Consider the following 19,968-nt stretch of genomic DNA (forward strand, 5'->3'; position numbering starts at 1 on the left):
ACGCTGTCTCACAAGTCTCACTTTCAAAACCCATCACTCAACGATGAAATGGTTTAACTCAAAATTCACGATTGGCACGATCTCAGTCATCGCCGCGGTCGCTGCATTGATCTGGTATCAACAGCAACCAGCCAGCGCTCTGGATGCGTCCGCGGAGTCAAATGGCACTGGCAGTGTCGTATTGCAATCCGTTCGCGTGCTGCCGGTCAACTATTCAGATTCGGCAGTCATGCCACAGCGCTACACTGCGACAGTCGTCGCACGTCGCACCAGCCAACTTTCGTTTCAAGCCACCGAACGTGTGGACGAAATTTTCTGCGACGAAGGCGACCACGTCACCAGGGGGCAACTGTTGGCACGTCAGGATCAGGCTGCGATTCTTGCTCAGTACAACGCTGCGGTCGCGCGATCCGAACAGACCGGCGCGGTGTTGGCGGAACTCGAAAAAGGACCGCGAGCGGAAACGATCGAAGCCGCCAGATCCGAACTTGAACGACTCAAGGCTCAGTTCAATCTTGCGGAATCGACCTTTCGACGACAGTCCAACTTGCGCCAGTCGAACGCGTCATCGGAACAGGAATACGACGCCGCACGATTTGACTCAGCGGCATCGAAAGCCGCCGTCGCGACGGCTCAACAGAAGCTTGACGAACTCGTTGCCGGTACACGAAAAGAACAAATCGACGCGCAACGTGGAGCACTTGGTGTGATCCAGGCAACCGTGGAACAGGCCAAAACCCGCTTGGATCAGACGGAACTGTTTACGCCTTTTTCCGGTCGAATTTCAAAGCGATTCATCGATGAAGGCAGCCTTCCACAGCGCGGAACTCCTGTCCTGGAGATTGTGGAAACCGATCATCTGGAAGTCCGGTTTGGCGTTTCTCCGTCGATCGCGAAGCAGCTTGCTCCCGGAAAAAAACTGACTTTCAGTTCTGGCGATCAACAACACATCGGAACGGTCAAGCAAATCCAGCCGACGCTTGATCGCTCCACAAGAACTCGCCAAGTCATCGCGACAATCACCGACTCTGATCAATCAGGCCTGGTCGATGGCCAAACTGTCAGCGTCGAGTTTGCCATTCGATCCAGTGAACGCGGGTTTTGGGTTCCGACCGAGGCGTTGCAGCCTCAAGTTCGCGGACTGTGGTCGGTCTTGGTGGCCAATGATTCGCCTGGCAACACGTTGGCGGATGAGTATACGGCCAAAGCTCAGCGGCGTGACGTCGAAGTGCTGGCGACATGGGGGACGTGGAGTCGAGTCCGCGGCACGCTTGAGGAGTTCGACAACGTAATCGTTCAGGGCGCCAACCGGGTTTCACTGGGCCAACTGGTTTCCGCAACGCACAGCGAACTCACCTTTCCGTGGCAAACAGAGACGACGATCAAGCTGGGCTCTCTACAACAAGAGAGCGATCAATGAATTCGCCACCGGGCTCCAATCGAAGTACAGATCCACCGCTGCACTGGTCAACCGTTGGCATTCGCAAACCGCGACTGTTGATCATGATGATCGCGTTGTTGCTGGTTGGCGGATTATCTTCGTACATGATTTTGCCACGGATGGAAGATCCGGTGCTCACGGCGCGTGCGGCAACGATTTCGACGCGTTTCCCAGTCGCCGATGCGGCTCAGGTGGAAGCACTGGTGACGGATCGAATCGAGAAAGCGATTCGCGAAGTCGAACAGATCAAGGAGATCCGTTCGCAAAGCCGATCGGGGGCTTCACTGATTACGGTTGAGCTTCGCGACGACGTTTACGAACCCGGACCGATTTGGAGCCGCATCCGCGGAAAGGTAGAAGACTCGATCGCATTCTTGCCGGCTGAAGCGTCTCGTCCGCAGTTTGATGAAATCGATGTGCGAGCTTTCGCCTGGATCGGTGCGCTGACGTGGGCTCAGGACAGCGAGCCCAACTATGCGATTCTGGGCCGTTTCGCGAAAGACCTGGAGGACCGAATTCGTGCGATTTCAGGCACCGACGATGTGTCGCAGTTTGGCAAGCCGGACGAAGAGATCGTTGTCGAAGTCGACCAATCGCGACTGGCGAACGTCGGATTGTCTGCTGTCGATGTTGCCGATTCGATCCGCGGCGACGATGCGAGGAACGCGGCGGGGACATTGCGTTCTGACAACGAGTCAATCGCGGTTGAGATGGCAAACCAACTTAATTCTGTCGAAGCCATACGGCAGTTACCGCTGAAAAACAGCGGTGAACAGGGCAATTTTGTGGTCATCGGCGACGTCGCGAAAGTTGAGCGGACGATCGCGGATCCCCCAGCCGAACTTGGTCAGATGAACGGTCAGGCAGCGATGTTGCTTGGTGCGATGGTGCGAAACCGAAGTCGTATCGACACGTGGAGAGCCGAGCTTGGCGACGTCGTCGACGGGTTCCGTGCTGAACTTCCGCCGGCGATCGAGCTGGTCGATGTGCTGGATCAAAACCAATACGTTCAAGGCCGCCTGTCCGAGCTTTTGGGAAACCTTGCGATCGGATCTCTGGCCGTATTGTGCGTGGTTTGGTTGTTGATGGGATGGCGAAATGCTTTGATGGTTTCGATGGCGTTGCCGTTGGTGTCACTGGCTGTGCTGTCAGGAATGCGAATCAATGAAACTCCGATCCATCAAATGTCAGTCGCCGGATTGATCATCGCGTTGGGGTTGTTGATCGACAACGCCATCGTGATCGTGGACTCCGTCAGCAGCCAGATTCGTTCGGGAAAGTCTCACCTACAAGCCGTTTCTGCGACCGGCCGAATCCTGGCGATTCCACTGTTGGCGTCGACACTGACAACCGCTTTTGCCTTCGCGCCGATTTGTCTGATGGAAGGCCCCGCCGGAGAGTTCGTTGGGGCGATGGCGATGAATGTCGTGATCTCGGTGGCCAGTTCGCTGCTGCTTAGCTTGCTGATCATCGCACCGCTGGCGGCGATGCTGGATCGGATCGGAACTCGCGACCAAACATCGGCCGCTGGCGTCAGGCCAGGTTTTCTCAAGCCTGTGTTTGAGCGCATTGTGCTGACATCAATTCGTCGCCCGATTCTTACCGCCGCGGGTTGTGCTGCTTTGGCGGCCGCCGGCATCGTGTCAATGTCGATGTTGCCAATGCAGTTTTTTCCTCCGGCCGACAGAGACCAGTTTCATATCGAAGTCGAACTGCCACCGAACGCTTCGTTCGCCGAACTCAAAACACTCACCAACGAAATCAGCAAGGAATTGGGAAACAATCCCCGCGTGCAACAATCGACATGGTTGCTTGGCCGGACGGCTCCCGCGTTCTACTACAACATCATCACCAACCGTCTTGGGGCGAAAAACTACGCGCATGGAATCGTGCAGCTGGATTCGAAAAAAGACGGCTCTGCGGAGATTCGCAAAGTGCAGCGAGACCTTCAAACCAGGTTTCCGGAAGCGCGTCTGCTGGCCCGACAGCTTGAACAGGGGCCTCCTTTCACAGCACCGATCGAACTGAGATTCTTCGGCCCGAATCTTGATGTCTTGCGAGAGCTGGGAGAGAAATCTCGCAAGCTACTTTCGGGTTTGGAAGACGTCGTTCACGTTCGCGTTGAGTTGAACGATTCTACTCCCACAGTTCAGGTTGACGTTTCCACCGAAGACGCACAACTGGCTGGGCTTCGACCGGGACAAATCGCGTCGCAGATCAATGCTCAACTGGACGGAGCCGTTGGCGGGTTCGTACTGCAGCAGACGGAACAGATTCCGGTTCGCGTTCGAATTGCAGGCCATCAACGGGCAAACTTCGAAGACCTGAATCAACTGAGCCTTGTGTTTCCTTCGGCTGACGGCCCGAGGCAAATTCCGCTCAGTGCGGTTGCGGATTTGAAGCTAAAGCCAACCACCGCGACCGTTGCCCGACTCAACAGCATTCGCATGCAGGAAGTCCAGGTGTTCCTGCAGGCGGGCACGCTGCCATCGAAAGTTCAGGCAAAACTTCAATCCAAAATGAAAGAAGTCGGTTGGACGCTGCCGCCTCGGTACTCGATGGAGTTCGGCGGCGAGTCTTCGAAACGCGGCGAAGCGGTTGGCAACCTGATGGCCAGCGTTGGAATTTTAATTGCTGCCATGATCACGACTTTGGTCCTGTCGATCGGCAGTTTTCGCGGGGCGGTGGTTATCGGGGCCGTCGCGATGATGGCGGTTGGCTTCGGCGGTGCGTCCCTGTACCTGTTCGGATTTCCGTTTGGCTTTATGGCGATCGTTGGCATCATGGGTCTGATCGGAATCGCGATCAACGATTCCATCGTCGTGCTGACGGCGCTGCGCGAAGACGAAGCAGCATCAGCGGGAGACGAACAGGCAATCTTGCGGGTCACACTGCACGAAACGCGTCACGTTTTGGCGACAACGTTTACGACCATCGCCGGATTCCTGCCGTTGATCCTTGCCGGAGGCGGGTTTTGGCCTCCGATGGCAATCGCGATCGCAGGCGGAGTGGTCGGCTGTACGCTGCTGGCGTTGGTTTTTGTACCAAGTTCGTTCGGGTGGTTGGTTCGACGAAAACAGGCTTCGGCGGAATCCGCTCCGGCAATGATCCGACGCCCGATTGAAGTTTTCCGACAGCACTCCGTGACTTAGCGTTGGCGATCACTTAGCGTTGGCGATCACGCATTCAGGATGGCAATGCGGCCCTGATTGACTTTGTGGCACAGGGCACAGCGAAATAAGAAAGCCGAAGCTGGACCGATGCAATCACAGGCTGGAAGCCTATGCCACCTCGGACTTCGAATCAGCATCAGTGCGTTACTGGCGGCGGAATGTTAAACTTATAGCTTCAACCTTTCCAACCCTCGGGCGTTGCCGTGTTATTGCGTGAACCTGGTCAGACTCCATACGACTTGAAATTTAATGTGCTTGGCTTTCCGTGCCGGGTTCATCCCGCGTTCTTCATCCTACCGGTGTTGTTCAGCCAGGGCTTTCTGCAAATATTTGACGTCAACGCCGGCTTGGGCGTGATCATCGTTGCCGCGGTGTTTTTCATTTCAGTTTTGGTCCATGAGCTTGGGCACACACTCGCGTTTCGATACTTTGGCATCGACTCGCACGTCGTCCTGTACTGGATGGGCGGCCTCGCGATTCCCGGTGGCAGCGGCGGAATGGGAAGCTGGAAAGCTGGTCGTACTCGCAGTCTCAAACCGAACGAACAGATTATCGTTTCTTTGGCCGGGCCGATTGCGGGATTGTTGCTGGCAGCACTTTTCGTCGTGGTGATCGCGATTCTCACAGGTGGTGTTTCGTTGCGATGGGCCGGGCCGTTTCCGCTTCCGCAATACAGTGTCGACGGCTCGATTCTGGCAGACTCTCAACCGCTACACATGTTTATTTGGGTTAGCGTTGTCATCAATGTCGTCCTCAATATTTTCAACCTGCTGCCGGTGTTTCCACTCGATGGTGGACAAGTCGCGCGGCAACTGTTTGTCAAAGCCGATCCTTGGGCGGGCGTTCGCAAGAGCACGATTCTGTCGCTGTGCGTCGCCGTATTTATTGCCTTGTTTTCGCTGCAACGGGGCGACACATTCCTCGCGATATTCTTTGGCTTCATGGCGTACAGCAACTATCAGTCAATGCTGATGGGCGGCGGAGGTGGCTTTGGGGGAGGCGGCGGCAATCGAAGGCCGTGGTAGCGGTGGTCGACGATGAGCGAACCGAACCTTGATCGCGACGCAGCGTTTCTACGAGGCGTCTATCTCCGCGAAAATTTCGACTTCGGTGCAAGATCCAGCGCGATTCCAGAGCCGCCCGCGGAAGAAGTCGAGCCCGCTCAGCCATCTCGAGATGCGGACGACACGCTGTTCATGACCGATGACGAGTTCATCAAATCGATCACAACATTGTCCGATTCAGACGTCCTGCCGCGAGCTTCAATCAGCCCTACAGGAGTGCAAGAATCAACCTCTCTGGACCCTTTCGCTTCACCCGAGTCAGAATTACTGCCGTCAGATCCACGCATCGAAAAGGTTGCTCGCAAGGATCGGTTTCCGTTTTCAATTTCATGGGTCAAGGATTTGGAATTGGAGTTCAAAACCGCGGTCACGTTTCTGGTCGGTGAAAACGGAAGCGGAAAATCGACTTTGATCGAAGCCATTGCGTCGCTGGCTGGATATCCGGTTTGCGGCGGCGGCCACAACGATGTCGCCAGTTCGTTTGGCCCCGAACGTCACAGCGAACTGGCTCAGGCGATGTATCCGCATTTCAAAAAGCGGCCTCGGGATGGTTACTTTTTCCGTGCCGAGTTCTATGCCCAGTTTGCTTCGCTACTCGATCGGCGGCAACGCGATCCCGACTTCAAAGGTGACCCGTACAAGCGTTACGGCGGTCAGTCTCCGCATACGCGCTCGCACGGCGAGTCGTTTCTTGATTTGATCAACCACCGGATCGGCAGCGGATTGTATTTGATGGACGAGCCCGAGTCCGCACTCTCGCCGCAGCGTCAACTTTCTTTATTGGCCGCGATGGCAAAATCGGTGAAGTCCGGAAAGACGCAGTTCATCATCGCGACTCATTCGCCAATTTTGATGACGTTCCCCGGAGCCACGATTCTTGGTCTGGATTCGGATTCAATTGCCGAAACGACGCTCGAGGAGACAACCCATTTTCAGTTGACCCGCGGGATTCTGGAGTTCCCTGAAAAATACTGGCGTCACCTGACCGAGGATGCCAGCGAAAATTCCGCCGGTGACGACCACCAATAGATTCAACAGATTTCGAACACCAAGTGCTGCAGGGCAAAATCGAAGGCTCGAGATTCGAGACCGCGAACGAGTTCTCGGCCGGAGCATCCGAACCCGATCGGAATGGCGCAGAAAAAAAGCCCACCGAATGCGGTGGGCTGTGTGTGAAAGAGCGTCGGCTCAGGCCTTCTTCTTTTTGGCAGCTTTTTTCTTCGTCGCCTTTTTGGTGGCGGCTTTTTTCTTGGTAGCTTTCTTTTTTGGTGCTACGGGCTCGCCAGTTTCCGGATCGATTTCCGGCTCCTCAATGACTTCTTCTTTCACTTTTTGAACAAAGTGAGGCGGTTTACCTTCGGGGCTGAGTTCCTTGGCCCGTTTCTCCGCGGCTTTACGCTGGTTGAATTCATACAATGCGACGCGCTTCATCTGGTGATTGAAAACGCCCCAGAAAATACGCAAGCGAACATCCGCATCAGCAGCAGCTCTGGACTTTCGTTTCTTGGCTGGCTTTTTCTTTTTCTTCTTGGGTGCTTCCGCGTCGTCGCCCTCATCAGCCCCTTTTTTCTTGGTGGCTTTCTTCTTGGTCGTCGCTTTTTTTGCTGTGGTGGAAGCTTTCTTCTTGGTCGCCTTTTTGGCCATGATCTCTATCGTTGAATGGAGAATTAGGAATGCAAACCGCGCCTAAAAATGAATAATGGACGCATTCTGGGGCTTTTGCGAACCGCAAAGTATATTTGCTTCTGCCCGAATTGCCTACTGCACTGGGCCAACTGGGTCTAAAATTGAAGACCATTCGTTTTTCATAATCAATCCGTCAATTTGAACGGCCCAGATGACCCGTCCACCGGGTTCAACATTCTGCCGTTTCATGTATTTTTACGCACAATATGCCAGATCCTCCTCCGGAACCCAAAACTCGATATGAGCTAACCGATCCGGATGTTCGGCTGATGCTGCGTGTCCGCGACGGTGATGAAGCCGCGTTTCGAGAGTTGGTGGAGAAATATCAGGGGCGACTGGTTGGGATTCTCACGCATCTGGTCAGTGATCGCGAAACCGCTGAAGACCTCGCCCAGGACGTCTTCCTACGAGTCTATCGAGCACGAGAACGGTATCAGCCGACGGCCAAATTCTCGACGTGGTTGTTCACGATCACACACAATGTTGCCAGCAACTCCCTGAGAAAGTCTTCCAGGCGAAAAGAAATCAACCTTGTTTCGTCTCCGTCGGGTTCAATGCCAGTGCGGCCTCTGGAAATGATGGCGAAAGAGAAAAGTGGCCTCATGCCGGCCCGACAACTTCTCAATTCGGAGATGGAGAAAGTCATGATGGCAGCAATCGAACAGCTCGGCGAGCGACAGCGTATTGCGACGATCCTCTCCAAGTTCGAAGGAATGAGCTATATGGAAATCGGTGAAACGATGGGACTGACGACGCAAGCAGTCAAGTCACTCTTGTCACGGGCTCGCAACAATCTTAAAGACATCCTCAAACCGTACCTCGAATCGGGCGGTCTGCAGGAAAGCATGGCTGAGGGATTTAACGAAGAACCAAACGACGAGGCTCAAGGACATTGACAATGGCCAGCGAACCAGCCAAAACCAGTGAAGAAATCGACAGCGAGTTGCTTACGGCGTACCTCGACGGTGAGCTTTCTGATGCCGATTGCATCGGAGTCGAAAAACGTCTTGCCGAAGACCCGGGCTTTCATCGCAAAATGTGCGAATTGCAAAACGCCTGGGACATGCTCGACAGCCTTCCTCTGATCCAACCGAACAGCCAATTCGTTCAGACGACGATCGAGATGGCTATCGCTGGCAAGGACTCCAGGAAAACATTGCTGACTGGAAAAGTCCTCAGAGCTTTGATGCTGTTGCTGATCCCGGCCGCATTGTTCGGCGTCAGCTATTTCGTCAAACGTGAATCGATCGAGCAACCGGAACGCGAACTGGTTTACGATTTGCCGCTAATCGAAAATCATGATCGCTATAGCAAAGTCATTTTTGGAAACAACGCCGAAAGCGGCATCACGTTTCTGAAATCCGTTTACGCGAAAGGCCTGTTCCGCGAAGTGGACGACCTGTTCCCCGTCGACTCGCGAAGTGAATCGCTAAACGATTTCGAGCCAGCATCACTGCCGCCGAATCCGCAAAAGATTCGGGACCGGAGTGACCGGCTTTCTCGCTTGACGGACGAGGAACGAGCTGAACTTTTTGAGAAGAAAACCAAGTTCGAAGCGATCAACGAATCGCAAAAGGAAACTTTGCGAGAGTTTCACGACCTGCTGGCGGACGAACCTGAGCGGGACAAGCTGGTCGACGTCATGGCGTCCTATTATGACTGGCTGAAAATTCTCGGAGCAAGTCAGCGAGCGAATTTGCTGGACTTGCCGCCGGAAGATCGACTCAAAGAAATCGGTCGCATCACGCGGCAACAGGCGCAGGACGCGTTCGGCACTATCGGATCGACCAAACTTCCCCCCAACGACGCGGTTCTGTTTTACAAGTGGTACGACTTTTCGGTCGACTATTACGAGCCAGAAATTCGCGAGCGAACGGGCAAAGTTTTGACTGAGATGCGAAAAGCAAAAGGTCTGCCGACCAACGAAATGGTGATTGACCGCATCAAGTCAGGACCGATCGAGGAGTTGGTTGAGTTCCTGATGCGAAACGATCGGGAGAACTTTGGCCAGATCCTTTGCGACAACACGCGTAGCTGGAACATCGGCATCGATTACTTGCGAGCCATCGTTTCCGATGAAGCCGGTTCAATCATCGACCAGCCGGATTTTACGGAACAGGACCGCCAGGAGCTGATTCTGAAATGGATCGAAGCCGCCAACCGGGCTCGGTTTCCCATCAAGTCATCTGAGCTGAAATCGTTCTATGCGGAACTGACGCAGGAACAACGGGACAAACTGGACAACCTCCATCCCGACCAATGGTACGACTCGCTGACGCGAATGTACTGGGAAAAGAAAATTGGCCAAACCCGATCCGCTCCATCGGAAGACGAAGCGTTTCAAAGGTTCCTTCGCCAAAGCGGCTGGGAAACCGAATTCGGGACTGGCGAAGACGATTCCTGATCAGCCGCTGCACTTCAGCTCGAACGTTGGTCTGCAAGCTCGATGCGGAATCGCGACGCGATAGCGACTGCTACAACGATTGGAATCCGTCGAAGTTGAACTGGATTCCTTGCTGTGGAAAGATCCCGTAAATCGTCGTCGTCAGGTATTGATTGACGGCTTCGGAAAGTCGCTGGATTGGCTTTTTGGGAACCAACACGATATCCGAATCACGCAACCAGATCTCATCCGACGGGTAAGGCCGGCGTCCGTTGAGCGCTCCATTGAGATCCAGCTTTGTCGCGATCAGTTGCCAGTTGGCGTCGCGTCGGAACACGATGACTTGACGCATGTTGCCACCGTCGCCAAACCCCTGAGCTAACGCAAGTGCCTGCATGACAGTCGTTGGGCCGGTGAGCGGAAACTGACCGCTCTGACCGACTTCGCCGATAACATAGATGAAACGCGGAGCTCGCTCAGTCAAAATTGGCGTTACTTCGATACCGCTGTAGAACAGTCGATAGCGAGCGTTGATCTCACGGCTGATTTCTTCAAGCGTCAAACCAATCGCTGGCACGCTGCCGATTTTCGGAAGCTGAACCGTTCCGTCCGGCGAAACCTGGGCGTTTCGAGACTGACCACCCTGCCCTGCACGAGCGTCGACGGCGTCACGAAGATCGTTCAGCGGCGTGTCGCCCTGAATCACCTGAACCACGATCTCGGGAGTTTTCACAAATTCGGTGTAGCGATCGTTGAGTTCCCGCTGCAAATTGTTGATCGTTTTCCCGGCCGTGCGAACAGTTCCAATCAGAGGCAGCGAAATCGTTCCATCAGACAGAATCTGAACGCTTGGCTGGTTCAACGTCGAGTCCGTTGTCGAAGTGACCTGAATCGTGTCGCCAACGTAAATTCGGTACGGCTCGTTGGTGCGTTGGCGAGTCAACAGATAGACGAACTCCAACTGATCGCCGATGCGAATTCGATAGTCCGGAACGTGAGGCGTCCGAAACGGTCCAATGTACTCGCCATAGGAATACTGCTCCCAGTTCTGCGGTCTCGCATTCCCCCAACGTGGCTCTGCCGAAAAATTACCACGTGAGTTTCCATCGACGGCACACATCGCTCTTCCCGGCATCGACTCGACCGGAGGCTGAGCGTACCCGAATGATGGTTGGGCTGTTTGGGCGTACGCAACCGTCGGTTGAACATAAGACTGCTGGACCATCGGTGCCGCGTAGGCTGCTGTTCCAACGCCACCACACGTAGAACACCCACCTGAACAACCGCAGTCGACTCCCTGACAAAGCTGGACTTGCGCGTCGCGAATGAGTCCGTCGTGTTGATTCGGATTCGATGCCGTTTCGTAAATCGCGGTGCGAACCCTACCATGAACTTTGGCCTTCAGTGGCGACGCGTTCAAATCGACTTCGGCAGCGGCAGGGCGAACCAGCTCGTCCGTTCTCATCACCATCGCTGGCGGGTGCTCAAGCTTGATTTTCGGCTGGGGCGATGCGCCGAAGAAAACGAAAGACACGACCAGAGCGGAACTCAGTGTCGCTGCCGTCAGCATCCATGTGAAAGTTTGCTTGATTGTCATGGCTTGATTGCCTTAGTTCGTTGGGGCGAAACTGGAATCTCGAACGAGTTCCATTGCGGGATCAAAAAGTGTCTGCCTAGCGGACCGTGCCTGGAGTCAACAACGATCCGATTCGCTCAACAAACGTTGGGCTTTCAGATTCGACGTTGCTTACCGGTACAACCGATGTGTCGGGATTGATGAATTGAGTAGCTTCCGGACTTTGAACCGGACTTCGTGCAATGAAGACTTGCGGTTCCACCAACTGAATCGGACCCGACTCGAGGGCTGGAGTCTGGCGATACATCGCGGTCTGATATTCGTTGAAGGCAAGATTCGCCAGGCGCTGATCTTCCTGAGTTCCCTTGCGCTGGTGGACTTTGGCAAGATTCGCCCACGCCTGAGCCGTTTGTTGGATCTTGAGGCTGTTTTTCAAATACGTTTCCGCCGCTTCAAGCTGTCCGTTTCGCGCCAACAGCACACCGAGTTCGTTCGCACTTCGATGGTTGCGAGGGTCCGCCGTCAGCGATGCGTGATGGAAGATGATCGCTTCGTACAGCTCGCTGGATTCCGGATCCGGATTCGACTGCGACATGATGGTTTTCATTTTGCCAAGGCAATACAGAGCCTCGGCGGCGACTGGGTTTTGGCCGCCGCAAGTGCCCAGCTGATGGCCTGCGTACTCAAGATAACGACGCGTTGCAGCGGATGCCGTCATTGTTTGAGCTTCGTCGTAGCCGATGATCTGCGTTTCGTGACTTTCGACGATGTTGCCGACGTTCAGAACGATCTGGCTTTGCGAATCTTCAACCTTGAAGTCCGCTGCCTCCTTCACCGCCACCAATCCGCGGCGCAGTGTGCGGACATGAGCATTACCACCGGTCGCCATGTCGTTCGACTCGGCGAGCACACGCAACGCGCCCAAAAACTCCTGGCCTGCAGCTTCGGTTGCGTTGCGTCGAGCCAGCGATTTTCCGTATTCGATCCGGTGGACGGCTTTCTGAGCCGCGGTATCGCTCAGTGCGACAGGAGCGCTGTCGATCTGCGGCGCCGCCTTGGGAACGCGTTCGACGAAGTCTACTGTTTGGGCCGGGGTCGAACGATCGACATTCGTTTCAATTCGAGACTCCTGAGCGACGTCCTCAAACGCATCCGTCACGACTTCGTTCGCAAAGTCGACCGTTACCGGATCTCGCTGCGGCACGTTGGCTTCCGCTGCGAAAGGACCCGCCCCGCCAAGTTCAGGACTGGTGACATCATCCAGTGAAAGCAACGGCAAGTCCGGCTGTTCTGTGGCCGCGAATTCGCTGTTGAATTCTGCGTTTTGATATTCGGATTCGTCAGAATTCTGAAACAGAGTGCTTTCAGATTTTCCGCCGACCATCGTTTCGGCCTGAGCAGGGGTTTGCTGAGAAAGCCGAGCAGATCGGTCCGCCCCAGTCGGAACATTAACCTTGATGTTCGCGGTGACTTCTGTGTTAAACGCGTCCTGGTATTTGGCCGCTTTCTGATTGTCAGCACGATACGCGAACAGAACAGCGAACAGCCCACCGCCAATCAGGACGGCTTTGATGAACGTGTGGCTGGAGATTTTCATTGCTGGCCTCGATCTGCATGTTTCGGCGTTGAACAAATCACGCCGTGCAGCATCTATCGACCATCACAATTGTTAGGGCAGAGCCGGTTGTTCCGATTATGCGTATTTCTCAAGGATTCACGCCATCGCGACCGGAACAATCCCTAAAGTTTAACGCGACAAACTTCCCATTTTAAACCTGATGCAAGCAGTCCGTGGCGTCTTGCTTCGTCGCGTATCCCTGATCCAGCAAACCACACTGGACACTCAAACGTCTATCGAACACGTTCCAGCGTAAAGTACGACAGCGGAATTTTGATCGGCCCAAAGTCCGCCGTCACGCGTCCGAGCAGATGGTTGCGATCAAGCACCACAAGTTTGTCGACCAACAGTCGCACCGGATCTGATCTCAGGTTGTCGCCATCGCGATAGCTAAAGACAGCTCCATGTTTAAACTTTCCATTGCCACACGGGGGCTGAATTTGAAACGCGCCGACACGCGAGACGTATCCTTCTTCCGGCATGCCGGCGATCGGAGCCCACCCAATGCTTCGCAACAGATCGTTGGAAACCTGCTCCACGAGAATGTTGTCGCCTCGCAAATCGCAGGGAGTCGGCACGATTTCCTTGATAAACTGGCGATAACCGGCCAGCTCCACGATTCCCTTGTTCACGCCTCGCCAACGACCGACCATCTCGTACGGTTCAGGAGTCCGGGCTTCATGGAACATTTTTCGATAGTCCAGCAGCGTGAAATTTCGCGTGTCCATAATGTCAACGCTGCCCTGCGAGTTCGGTCGCTCCAGTCGCGTTCGCCAGATCGCACCGTCTCCGTTTTGAGTCATCTGTGCCTGAACGAGCGCGTGCTTGTGCAACGGCAACGCATCCCAGGACGGCAAGGTCGTTTGATTTCGCGGCGCTTGCGCGGCGATTTTTTGGATGAGAGAAAGCTGAGCCATCGATGCTTTCGGAAGGGCGATGGCGGCTAACAAAACGGCGAGTTGGAGGATTCGTTCCATCGAAATCGTTTCAATCAACTAGAATGTTTGACTATGTCTATTTCGTCAGCCCTGCATCCTCGCGGGCTTAGAAACCGATTCTTTGGTGTAACCGGCCCTCGTTTCAGTCCTGTTGTTTAGGTTATTCAGATTATGACGGCTGATATCGAGAACTTCGGGCGCAACGTTCTGATCCAACCCGCCTCGATTCATCGTGTTGAATCTGTCGCTGAAGTGCTGGCAATCCTGCAAGCAAATCAGGGAAAACAAATCCGAGCTATCGGTTCGTTGCACGCCTGGAGCGACATCGCGAAAACGGATGGCGTCGTGATCGAGATGAAGAGTTTAAACTCGGTCGTAGTTTGCGAAGACGAAAACTTGGTGTGGGTCGGAGCGGGCTGCAAAGTCAAACGGTTGCTGAGAAAGTTGGATCGCCGCGGTTTGACTTTGCCTTCGGTGGGTCTGATTGATGAACAGATTGTCGCCGGCGCGACTGCGACTGGAACGCATGGTTCCGGCAGCAACAGCTTGTCCCATTTCATCAAAGCCGTGCGGGTCGCGCACTATGACGCGCGCGGAAACGCCGTGATCACGACAATCGATTCGGGCGACGAACTTCGTGCGGCGCGCTGCTCATTGGGGATGCTGGGCGTGATTGTGGAGATCCAGTTCGGCTGTCGCAAAAAGTACAACATCGAAGAACATGCTCGGGCGCACAGAACGCTCGACAGCGCGATCGCGATGGAAGACTCTCACCCAAAGCAACAATTTTACCTGATGCCGTGGGCTTGGAATTTCTTCGGGCACCATCGCGTCGAGACCAATTCGCCACGAAGCGGACTGGCAACGCTCTATCGACTGTATTGTTTCTGTGTGATCGATGTCGGGCTTCACATCGCGGTGTCACTGCTGTCGCGAACGCTCAAATCGGCTGCCGCAACGCGATTCTTCTTCAAACGAATTCTCCCGTGGACGATCATCAACAACTGGAAAATCGTCGATGATTCGCATGCGATGTTGGTGATGGAGCACGATCTGTTTCGACACATCGAAATCGAAGTCTTTGTGCCGAGAAGCAAACTTCAACAGGCAACGGACTTGTTGACCGATATCGTTTGCGTTTTTGGATCGCAACCCAAGCGAAATGCAGATTCGACAGACTCGCTACTGGATTCCGCCGGCGCGAAAGAGCAGCTTGATTCGATGGCCGGAAGCTACGTGCACCACTATCCGATCTGCTACCGACGAATTTTTCCTGACGACACGATGCTGACGTGTAGCTCGGCGTCGGACACCGCGGAGGTTGACGAAGACTGGTACGCGATCAGTTTCATTAGCTACCAATGTCCTGCCGATCGCGAAGGTTTTTTCAAGTTTGCCAACTTCATTGCGCCGCTGATTGCCGAACTGTTTGGAGGCCGATGTCACTGGGGAAAGTACAATCCGCTCGACCGCGATCAGAACGCGTGTCTCTATGCCGACATGGATCGATTCAAGGAAATCGTTCGAAGTTTTGATCCGGACGGAATATTCTCAAACGCATGGCTGGACGACGTAGTTTAGGTGGCACAGGTTTCCCGCCTGTGATCAGGATGCTGACAATATGATGACAGGCTGGAAGCCTATCCCACTTTTTACGACCAGCATTCGCACAAACCTAGATGCCCGAGAACGCAAAGAAAACTGACACCTTCAAACTGATGTTCACGACGTTGCTGTACGCGCCCTGCACGATTCTGGCAAAAATCGCTTCGCAAACTCGCGTCAACGAAGTCACCATTGAAGCCGACACCGTCACCAAATGCCGCAACTGGCACGCGGAATTCCTGCGCATCCCGGGCAATCTGATTCTTGGTTTCCGTCGAGCTCCCGTGAAGGTGCTCTCAACGAAACAGTGGTTCGAACGAGAACAGGAACTCGCCGGCGCTACGGTCTCAAGGAACGCGTTGCAGCTCAAAAAGCTAAACGGAAAACCGCTTTGCGAACTACTCGCCGTTGAAGTTTCTGCTGAACGAAAGCTTGCCGCGATCTCGGTTTCGATGAGATCACTTTTTGAATTCCACTTACAGTTTGATCAAAGCCATGGTGACGCTTCGGCGACCAACGTGATGATCGACGAATTGCCGAACGGCGAACTTTCAGCATCGTGGTTCGATTTTGACGTGGCTCATCGAGCGACCGTGTCCGAAGTCGATGGCCGCGCCGACGACTTGCGGGCTCTGTTTTTCACGGCCAGGCCGTGGCTGTCCAACGCCGACTTCGCCAGACTGTTCACCGAGTTCAATGCAAACTACGCGGATGACGATGTCTGGCAAAAACTGATTGAAACCATGTCCAATCCGTTTCAGCACTGCGATGTTTTTCATCTGGCTCAGCAACGTCGCGCGAAAGATTGTTTGAACCACGAATGAACAGATGGTACACGGATGTGACGTGCGAGACGCGCACCTACTCCTGCTCGCTTTTGGCTTTCTCTTTCTGAGCCTTCTTCGTTTCTGCCAACCAAGCTTCAGTATTCTGCGGATCGGCCTTCAAGCAAATTGCCTCCAGCTGATTCGCGATTGGCCAAATTTCTGCCTGCCACTGCTCGTGCTCCATGTCCGGCGGACACAGTTCAGCCATCTCGTCAATCAACAAAACGAAACGCAACAGATGACGGAAGATCATGCCTTCCTGTTTCTGCAGCTTGTTGCTGGTGATGTACTTGTTGAAATCTTCGCCGTAGTTTAACACCTCGCCCACAATCCACACCGGCGAGATTCGTAAATCGTCGACGTAGGGAAAGTCGAACTGAAATAGCCGCTGTAGCTTGTGCGGCAAAGTCAAAATCGGAACGTAGTCATCGTCCCAGGGCTTTGGCCCGTCTTCGTCTTCCTCGTTCAAACCCAGCTCGTCGATCGTCGCAAGGCCCTTGGTCAAAAGCAAGCTGTCCAGACGCGTCGTCTGCAGTGGTCCTGGCGGAAGTTCGTCGTGCTTTGGAATGCGAACGGCTTTGCCTACCGAACGCGACATCTGCAGCAGACTCTCGAACGCCATAATCCGCTCGTTCCGATCCGCGATGCCCAGATGATTCATCAGGAACATTGCGTACAGCGGATGCACACCACGGAGCAGCAACAGGTCGCTCATCGCCTCGGTCGCCGTTGCGGTGATCGCTTCGTAATCGTCCAGCGGACCTTTCGGCGGCATCTTCTTTTTCGCCGGTTCATTCTTTTTCGTTTCGTCAGGCACCAAAGGAGCAGCTTGGCCAAACGTCAACTGACCGGCCAGCGACTTCGATTCGTCAATCGTTTCTTCAGGCTCTTTGTTTTCTTCCGCTCCATCATCAGCGCCTCCTGACTCCCTATTCATCAGCGCCAACGGAGGTTTCGGATCAAGCGTCACGTATCCGCCTCGCCATAACGTGATCAATGCGCGGTCGAGTGCCTTCTGCTGCACTTTGCGGCCTTTCTCATCCAGCAACCTACCGTTGATCAGCTTGCGAATCCGCCCGACATCCGACGACGCATCCAGCAAATAAACCAACAGCCGCCAAGACAGCGGTCCGCGGCTGGAAAGGTCTGCCGAAGGAGCAACTTCCAACTGGGCGAATTGCTGTTGGCTCCAGTACTGCACGTCCTCGCGTCGTTTGGGTCGCTTCTTCTTGAGTGCCTTTTTCGCTTTCCGCAAACCAGGATCCTTGGTGTCCTCGGGAATCGAATCGTACTTCTCCTTCCAGCGAGCAATCCGGACGTCGTCTTCATGCGGCAACGCAAACACGAAACCCTTGTCATCAAACTGCGGTCGCCCTGCCCTGCCAAACATCTGATGCGCCGAACTGGCTTCCATCAGCTTCTCTTTCCGCGGCGGCCCCTTTAGCAGCTTCGGCAACACGACGCTGCGCGCCGGCAAATTAATTCCCGCTGCCAACGTTTCGGTACAGACACAAATGCTCAGCAGTTTTTCCTGGAACAGCTCTTCGACCACACGCCGATAACGTGGTAGCACGCCAGCGTGATGGACTCCGATGCCACGCATTAACAATTGCTTCAACTTTGGACCGGCCCCTTGTGACCAATCGTATTCATCAAGCCGCGCCGCGAGTTGCTTTTGCTGGGCAGGCAGAACGCACTTCTTCCCCTTGAGCATCTCGCCGGTGGTCCAGCAGTGCTCGCGGTTGAAGCAGAACAACAACGCAGGTGTATAGCGAGTCGTTTCATCGCCGGTAATCATGCTCTCCACAAAATCGCCCAGCAACTCGTCTTCCACCCAGCTAAATGAAAGCGGAACTTTTCGATCGTGAGACTGGACCAGCTTCAGCCGTCGGTCATGAATCCTGGACAACCAGGAGCTGAACTCCATTGCGTTTCCAACGGTCGCCGAAAGCAGCATCGTTTTCACGTGTCCGGGCAACAGGCTCAAGCCAAACTCCCAAACGATGCCTCGTTCGCGATCGTTGAAACTATGAAACTCGTCCATCACGACTGCCCACACGTTGTCGAAATCGAAGGCCTCTTCGTGCAGCAATCGATTCAGTAAAATCTCGGCAACGACCACCAGGATCTTCGCACCAGGATTCAGCTTCCGGTTGCCGGTCACCAAGCCAACCTCTTCTGCCGGAAAACCCCAACCGACGACTTTCTCCTGAATCTCACGGAACTTCTGATCGGTAAGGGCAATTAGCGGCGTCGTGTAATAGGCCTGTTTGCCAAGCTTGAGCGCCTCGAAAAGTGCGGCTTCGGCGATCAGCGTTTTGCCGGTTCCAGTCGGCGCACAAACAAGCACTCCCTGGTCTTCTGTGAACCATGCCAGCAGTGCTTCTTCCTGAACCGGATAGGGATCGAAGGGGATCGTATCGAAGTAGGCTTCTGCAATTTCGTCGCGTTGTTTTTGCAGTTCTTCCAAAACACAGGCTCTCAAGCGTGTAAAAATTTCATGGTACGGGACCAACAGCCTAGCAGATTTAAGCCTGTTGAACCTTGAGCCGCTTGTGCCGTAACAGAGACTGACAAACGTTTTGTACTCTGGCCCGCAAACTGCATGTTCCACGTGCCTGAGACCAGTGAACCTGAATCACAAAGGAGTGAATGATGAGCAGGACACGACGCAAGCAAGACAGTGACATCACCCGAATCGTTGGCATTCTTTTTCTGGAAGTCCTCGCAACGATCCTGTTATTGAATCTTGTTAGCTTCGCGAACGAGCAGCGAACGGAACTCGACGAACCGGAGTTCGCGAATCGGCCTCCGGCAGCGCTGGCTTCAAATTCCTATCAGTCGCAACCTTCGCCCTACCCGTATCCCGAACCGGCCTTTTCCCGGGCGGAAACTCTCGGCTTCGACGGCGGAAAATCGGTGCCCAAAGTTGCCGTTGGCCGCTACAATGGTCGCTGGTAAAACTCAGATATTGCGGAGACCATTCGATGGCCAGCGTCCAAATTCCCGAACAAAAGCGGGATATCACCGATCCAACTGAAATTGCTGAATTCCTGAAACCGTTCGGCATCGTCTATGAACAGTGGGATGTCGAAGGTCGTATCGGCGCCGAAGCTACGAACGAAGAAATCCTCGACGCTTACTCGCCCGAGATCGAGCGACTGAAGGAAGCTCACGGTTTCGTTACCGCCGATGTGATCAATGTTAGCCCGGAGACTCCGGGGCTGGACGACATGCTGGCCAAGTTCGACAAAGAGCATTTGCACACCGAAGACGAAGTTCGCTTTACGGTCAAAGGCAGCGGCGTGTTCCACATCAACCCGGAAACGGCTCCGGTCTTTTCCGTCACCGTTGAGTCCGGAGACTTGATCAGCGTTCCCAAAGGCACGCATCACTGGTTCAATCTTTGCGGCGACAAAACGATTCGTTGCATTCGCTTGTTCGAAGACATGAGCGGCTGGACGCCTCATTACATGGAGCAGCCAGTCCACGAGGACTATTCGCCGCTTTGCATGGGCCCGTCGTATCTCGAAGGTGGTGAAGGCGAAGATTTCAAGAGCGCTGTCGAGATTTAAGCTTTGCCTTCGGCGCTCGGTCGCAGGTTAAACGCGACGTCGTTGCGGCCTCTCGCCGCCAGAAACGCGATCTCAATGGAGC

15 protein-coding genes are annotated in these 19,968 nt (G+C 54.4%); 10 read left to right on the top strand and 5 right to left on the bottom strand.

What is annotated here, in order from left to right; translation table 11 throughout:
- The first annotated feature begins 43 nt into the window (after positions 1 to 43).
- From MFFC18_RS22080 to MFFC18_RS22095, 4 genes are all read left to right on the top strand, one after another.
- Entirely contained in the window at positions 44 to 1,420 is a 1,377-nt protein-coding gene (locus MFFC18_RS22080; RefSeq protein WP_075083715.1) for an efflux RND transporter periplasmic adaptor subunit, read from the top strand.
- The gene (locus MFFC18_RS22085) at positions 1,417 to 4,593 is read left to right on the top strand and encodes an efflux RND transporter permease subunit (protein ID WP_075083714.1); all 3,177 of its coding nucleotides are present in this window, start codon (positions 1,417 to 1,419) and stop codon (positions 4,591 to 4,593) included. The genes MFFC18_RS22080 and MFFC18_RS22085 overlap by 4 nt, the downstream gene beginning before the upstream one ends.
- 224 nt (positions 4,594 to 4,817) lie before the next feature.
- Positions 4,818 to 5,639: a metalloprotease gene (locus MFFC18_RS22090; RefSeq protein WP_148619046.1), complete on the top strand. Its 822-nt coding sequence runs from the start codon at positions 4,818 to 4,820 to the stop codon at positions 5,637 to 5,639.
- A gap of 12 nt (positions 5,640 to 5,651) precedes the next feature.
- Entirely contained in the window at positions 5,652 to 6,707 is a 1,056-nt protein-coding gene (locus MFFC18_RS22095) for an AAA family ATPase (RefSeq protein WP_202907524.1), read from the top strand.
- 159 nt (positions 6,708 to 6,866) lie between these two features.
- Here MFFC18_RS22095 and MFFC18_RS22100 read toward each other — a convergent pair whose 3' ends face one another.
- Positions 6,867 to 7,322, bottom strand: coding sequence for a hypothetical protein (locus MFFC18_RS22100; RefSeq protein WP_075083712.1), 456 nt, complete (start codon positions 7,320 to 7,322; stop codon positions 6,867 to 6,869).
- Positions 7,323 to 7,570: 248 nt separating this feature from the next.
- On the opposite strand from MFFC18_RS22100, the gene MFFC18_RS22105 reads away from it, so the two are divergent.
- A complete protein-coding gene (locus MFFC18_RS22105) occupies positions 7,571 to 8,260 on the top strand; it encodes an RNA polymerase sigma factor (RefSeq protein ID WP_075083711.1) in 690 nt (229 codons plus the stop codon).
- Positions 8,261 to 8,262: 2 nt separating this feature from the next.
- Entirely contained in the window at positions 8,263 to 9,768 is a 1,506-nt protein-coding gene (locus MFFC18_RS22110) for an anti-sigma factor family protein (protein WP_075083710.1), read from the top strand.
- A gap of 70 nt (positions 9,769 to 9,838) precedes the next feature.
- On the opposite strand, the gene MFFC18_RS22115 is transcribed toward MFFC18_RS22110, so the two are convergent.
- The 3 genes from MFFC18_RS22115 to MFFC18_RS22125 form a co-directional block, all read right to left on the bottom strand.
- The gene (locus MFFC18_RS22115; protein WP_075083709.1) at positions 9,839 to 11,344 is read right to left on the bottom strand and encodes a polysaccharide biosynthesis/export family protein; all 1,506 of its coding nucleotides are present in this window, start codon (positions 11,342 to 11,344) and stop codon (positions 9,839 to 9,841) included.
- A gap of 76 nt (positions 11,345 to 11,420) precedes the next feature.
- A complete protein-coding gene (locus MFFC18_RS22120; protein WP_075083708.1) occupies positions 11,421 to 12,920 on the bottom strand; it encodes a tetratricopeptide repeat protein in 1,500 nt (499 codons plus the stop codon).
- A gap of 254 nt (positions 12,921 to 13,174) precedes the next feature.
- The gene (locus tag MFFC18_RS22125) at positions 13,175 to 13,918 is read right to left on the bottom strand and encodes a hypothetical protein (protein ID WP_148619047.1); all 744 of its coding nucleotides are present in this window, start codon (positions 13,916 to 13,918) and stop codon (positions 13,175 to 13,177) included.
- Between the two features lie 132 nt (positions 13,919 to 14,050).
- Here MFFC18_RS22125 and MFFC18_RS22130 point away from each other — a divergent pair, with 132 nt between their 5' ends.
- Complete coding sequence (locus tag MFFC18_RS22130; RefSeq protein ID WP_075083706.1) at positions 14,051 to 15,460, top strand: FAD-binding protein; 1,410 nt, start codon at positions 14,051 to 14,053, stop codon at positions 15,458 to 15,460.
- Positions 15,461 to 15,558: 98 nt separating this feature from the next.
- Positions 15,559 to 16,308, top strand: a complete 750-nt coding sequence (locus tag MFFC18_RS22135) for a hypothetical protein (protein ID WP_075083705.1) — start codon at positions 15,559 to 15,561, stop codon at positions 16,306 to 16,308.
- A gap of 37 nt (positions 16,309 to 16,345) precedes the next feature.
- Here MFFC18_RS22135 and MFFC18_RS22140 read toward each other — a convergent pair whose 3' ends face one another.
- Positions 16,346 to 18,781, bottom strand: coding sequence for a DEAD/DEAH box helicase (locus MFFC18_RS22140; RefSeq protein WP_075083704.1), 2,436 nt, complete (start codon positions 18,779 to 18,781; stop codon positions 16,346 to 16,348).
- A 185-nt stretch (positions 18,782 to 18,966) separates the two neighbouring features.
- Here MFFC18_RS22140 and MFFC18_RS22145 point away from each other — a divergent pair, with 185 nt between their 5' ends.
- Positions 18,967 to 19,272 (top strand): hypothetical protein, encoded by a 306-nt coding sequence (locus MFFC18_RS22145; protein ID WP_148619048.1) that lies wholly within the window; start codon positions 18,967 to 18,969, stop codon positions 19,270 to 19,272.
- 26 nt (positions 19,273 to 19,298) lie between these two features.
- Positions 19,299 to 19,886 carry a 1,2-dihydroxy-3-keto-5-methylthiopentene dioxygenase gene (locus tag MFFC18_RS22150; RefSeq protein WP_075083702.1) on the top strand — a complete coding sequence of 196 codons (588 nt, stop codon included), beginning with the start codon at positions 19,299 to 19,301 and terminating at the stop codon, positions 19,884 to 19,886.
- Positions 19,887 to 19,968: the final 82 nt, after the last annotated feature.

Source organism: Mariniblastus fucicola, from assembly GCF_008087665.1.
Taxonomy (GTDB): Bacteria; Planctomycetota; Planctomycetia; order Pirellulales; family Pirellulaceae; genus Mariniblastus; species Mariniblastus fucicola.

Coding starts and splice junctions, on each gene's coding strand:
- MFFC18_RS22080 (WP_075083715.1), top strand. CDS start 44: ATGAAATGGTTTAACTCAAAATTCACGATTGGCACGATCTCAGTCATC.
- MFFC18_RS22085 (WP_075083714.1), top strand. CDS start 1,417: ATGAATTCGCCACCGGGCTCCAATCGAAGTACAGATCCACCGCTGCAC.
- MFFC18_RS22095 (WP_202907524.1), top strand. CDS start 5,652: ATGAGCGAACCGAACCTTGATCGCGACGCAGCGTTTCTACGAGGCGTC.
- MFFC18_RS22100 (WP_075083712.1), bottom strand. CDS start 7,322: ATGGCCAAAAAGGCGACCAAGAAGAAAGCTTCCACCACAGCAAAAAAA.
- MFFC18_RS22105 (WP_075083711.1), top strand. CDS start 7,571: ATGCCAGATCCTCCTCCGGAACCCAAAACTCGATATGAGCTAACCGAT.
- MFFC18_RS22110 (WP_075083710.1), top strand. CDS start 8,263: ATGGCCAGCGAACCAGCCAAAACCAGTGAAGAAATCGACAGCGAGTTG.
- MFFC18_RS22115 (WP_075083709.1), bottom strand. CDS start 11,344: ATGACAATCAAGCAAACTTTCACATGGATGCTGACGGCAGCGACACTG.
- MFFC18_RS22120 (WP_075083708.1), bottom strand. CDS start 12,920: ATGAAAATCTCCAGCCACACGTTCATCAAAGCCGTCCTGATTGGCGGT.
- MFFC18_RS22125 (WP_148619047.1), bottom strand. CDS start 13,918: ATGGAACGAATCCTCCAACTCGCCGTTTTGTTAGCCGCCATCGCCCTT.
- MFFC18_RS22130 (WP_075083706.1), top strand. CDS start 14,051: ATGACGGCTGATATCGAGAACTTCGGGCGCAACGTTCTGATCCAACCC.
- MFFC18_RS22135 (WP_075083705.1), top strand. CDS start 15,559: ATGCCCGAGAACGCAAAGAAAACTGACACCTTCAAACTGATGTTCACG.
- MFFC18_RS22145 (WP_148619048.1), top strand. CDS start 18,967: ATGAGCAGGACACGACGCAAGCAAGACAGTGACATCACCCGAATCGTT.
- MFFC18_RS22150 (WP_075083702.1), top strand. CDS start 19,299: ATGGCCAGCGTCCAAATTCCCGAACAAAAGCGGGATATCACCGATCCA.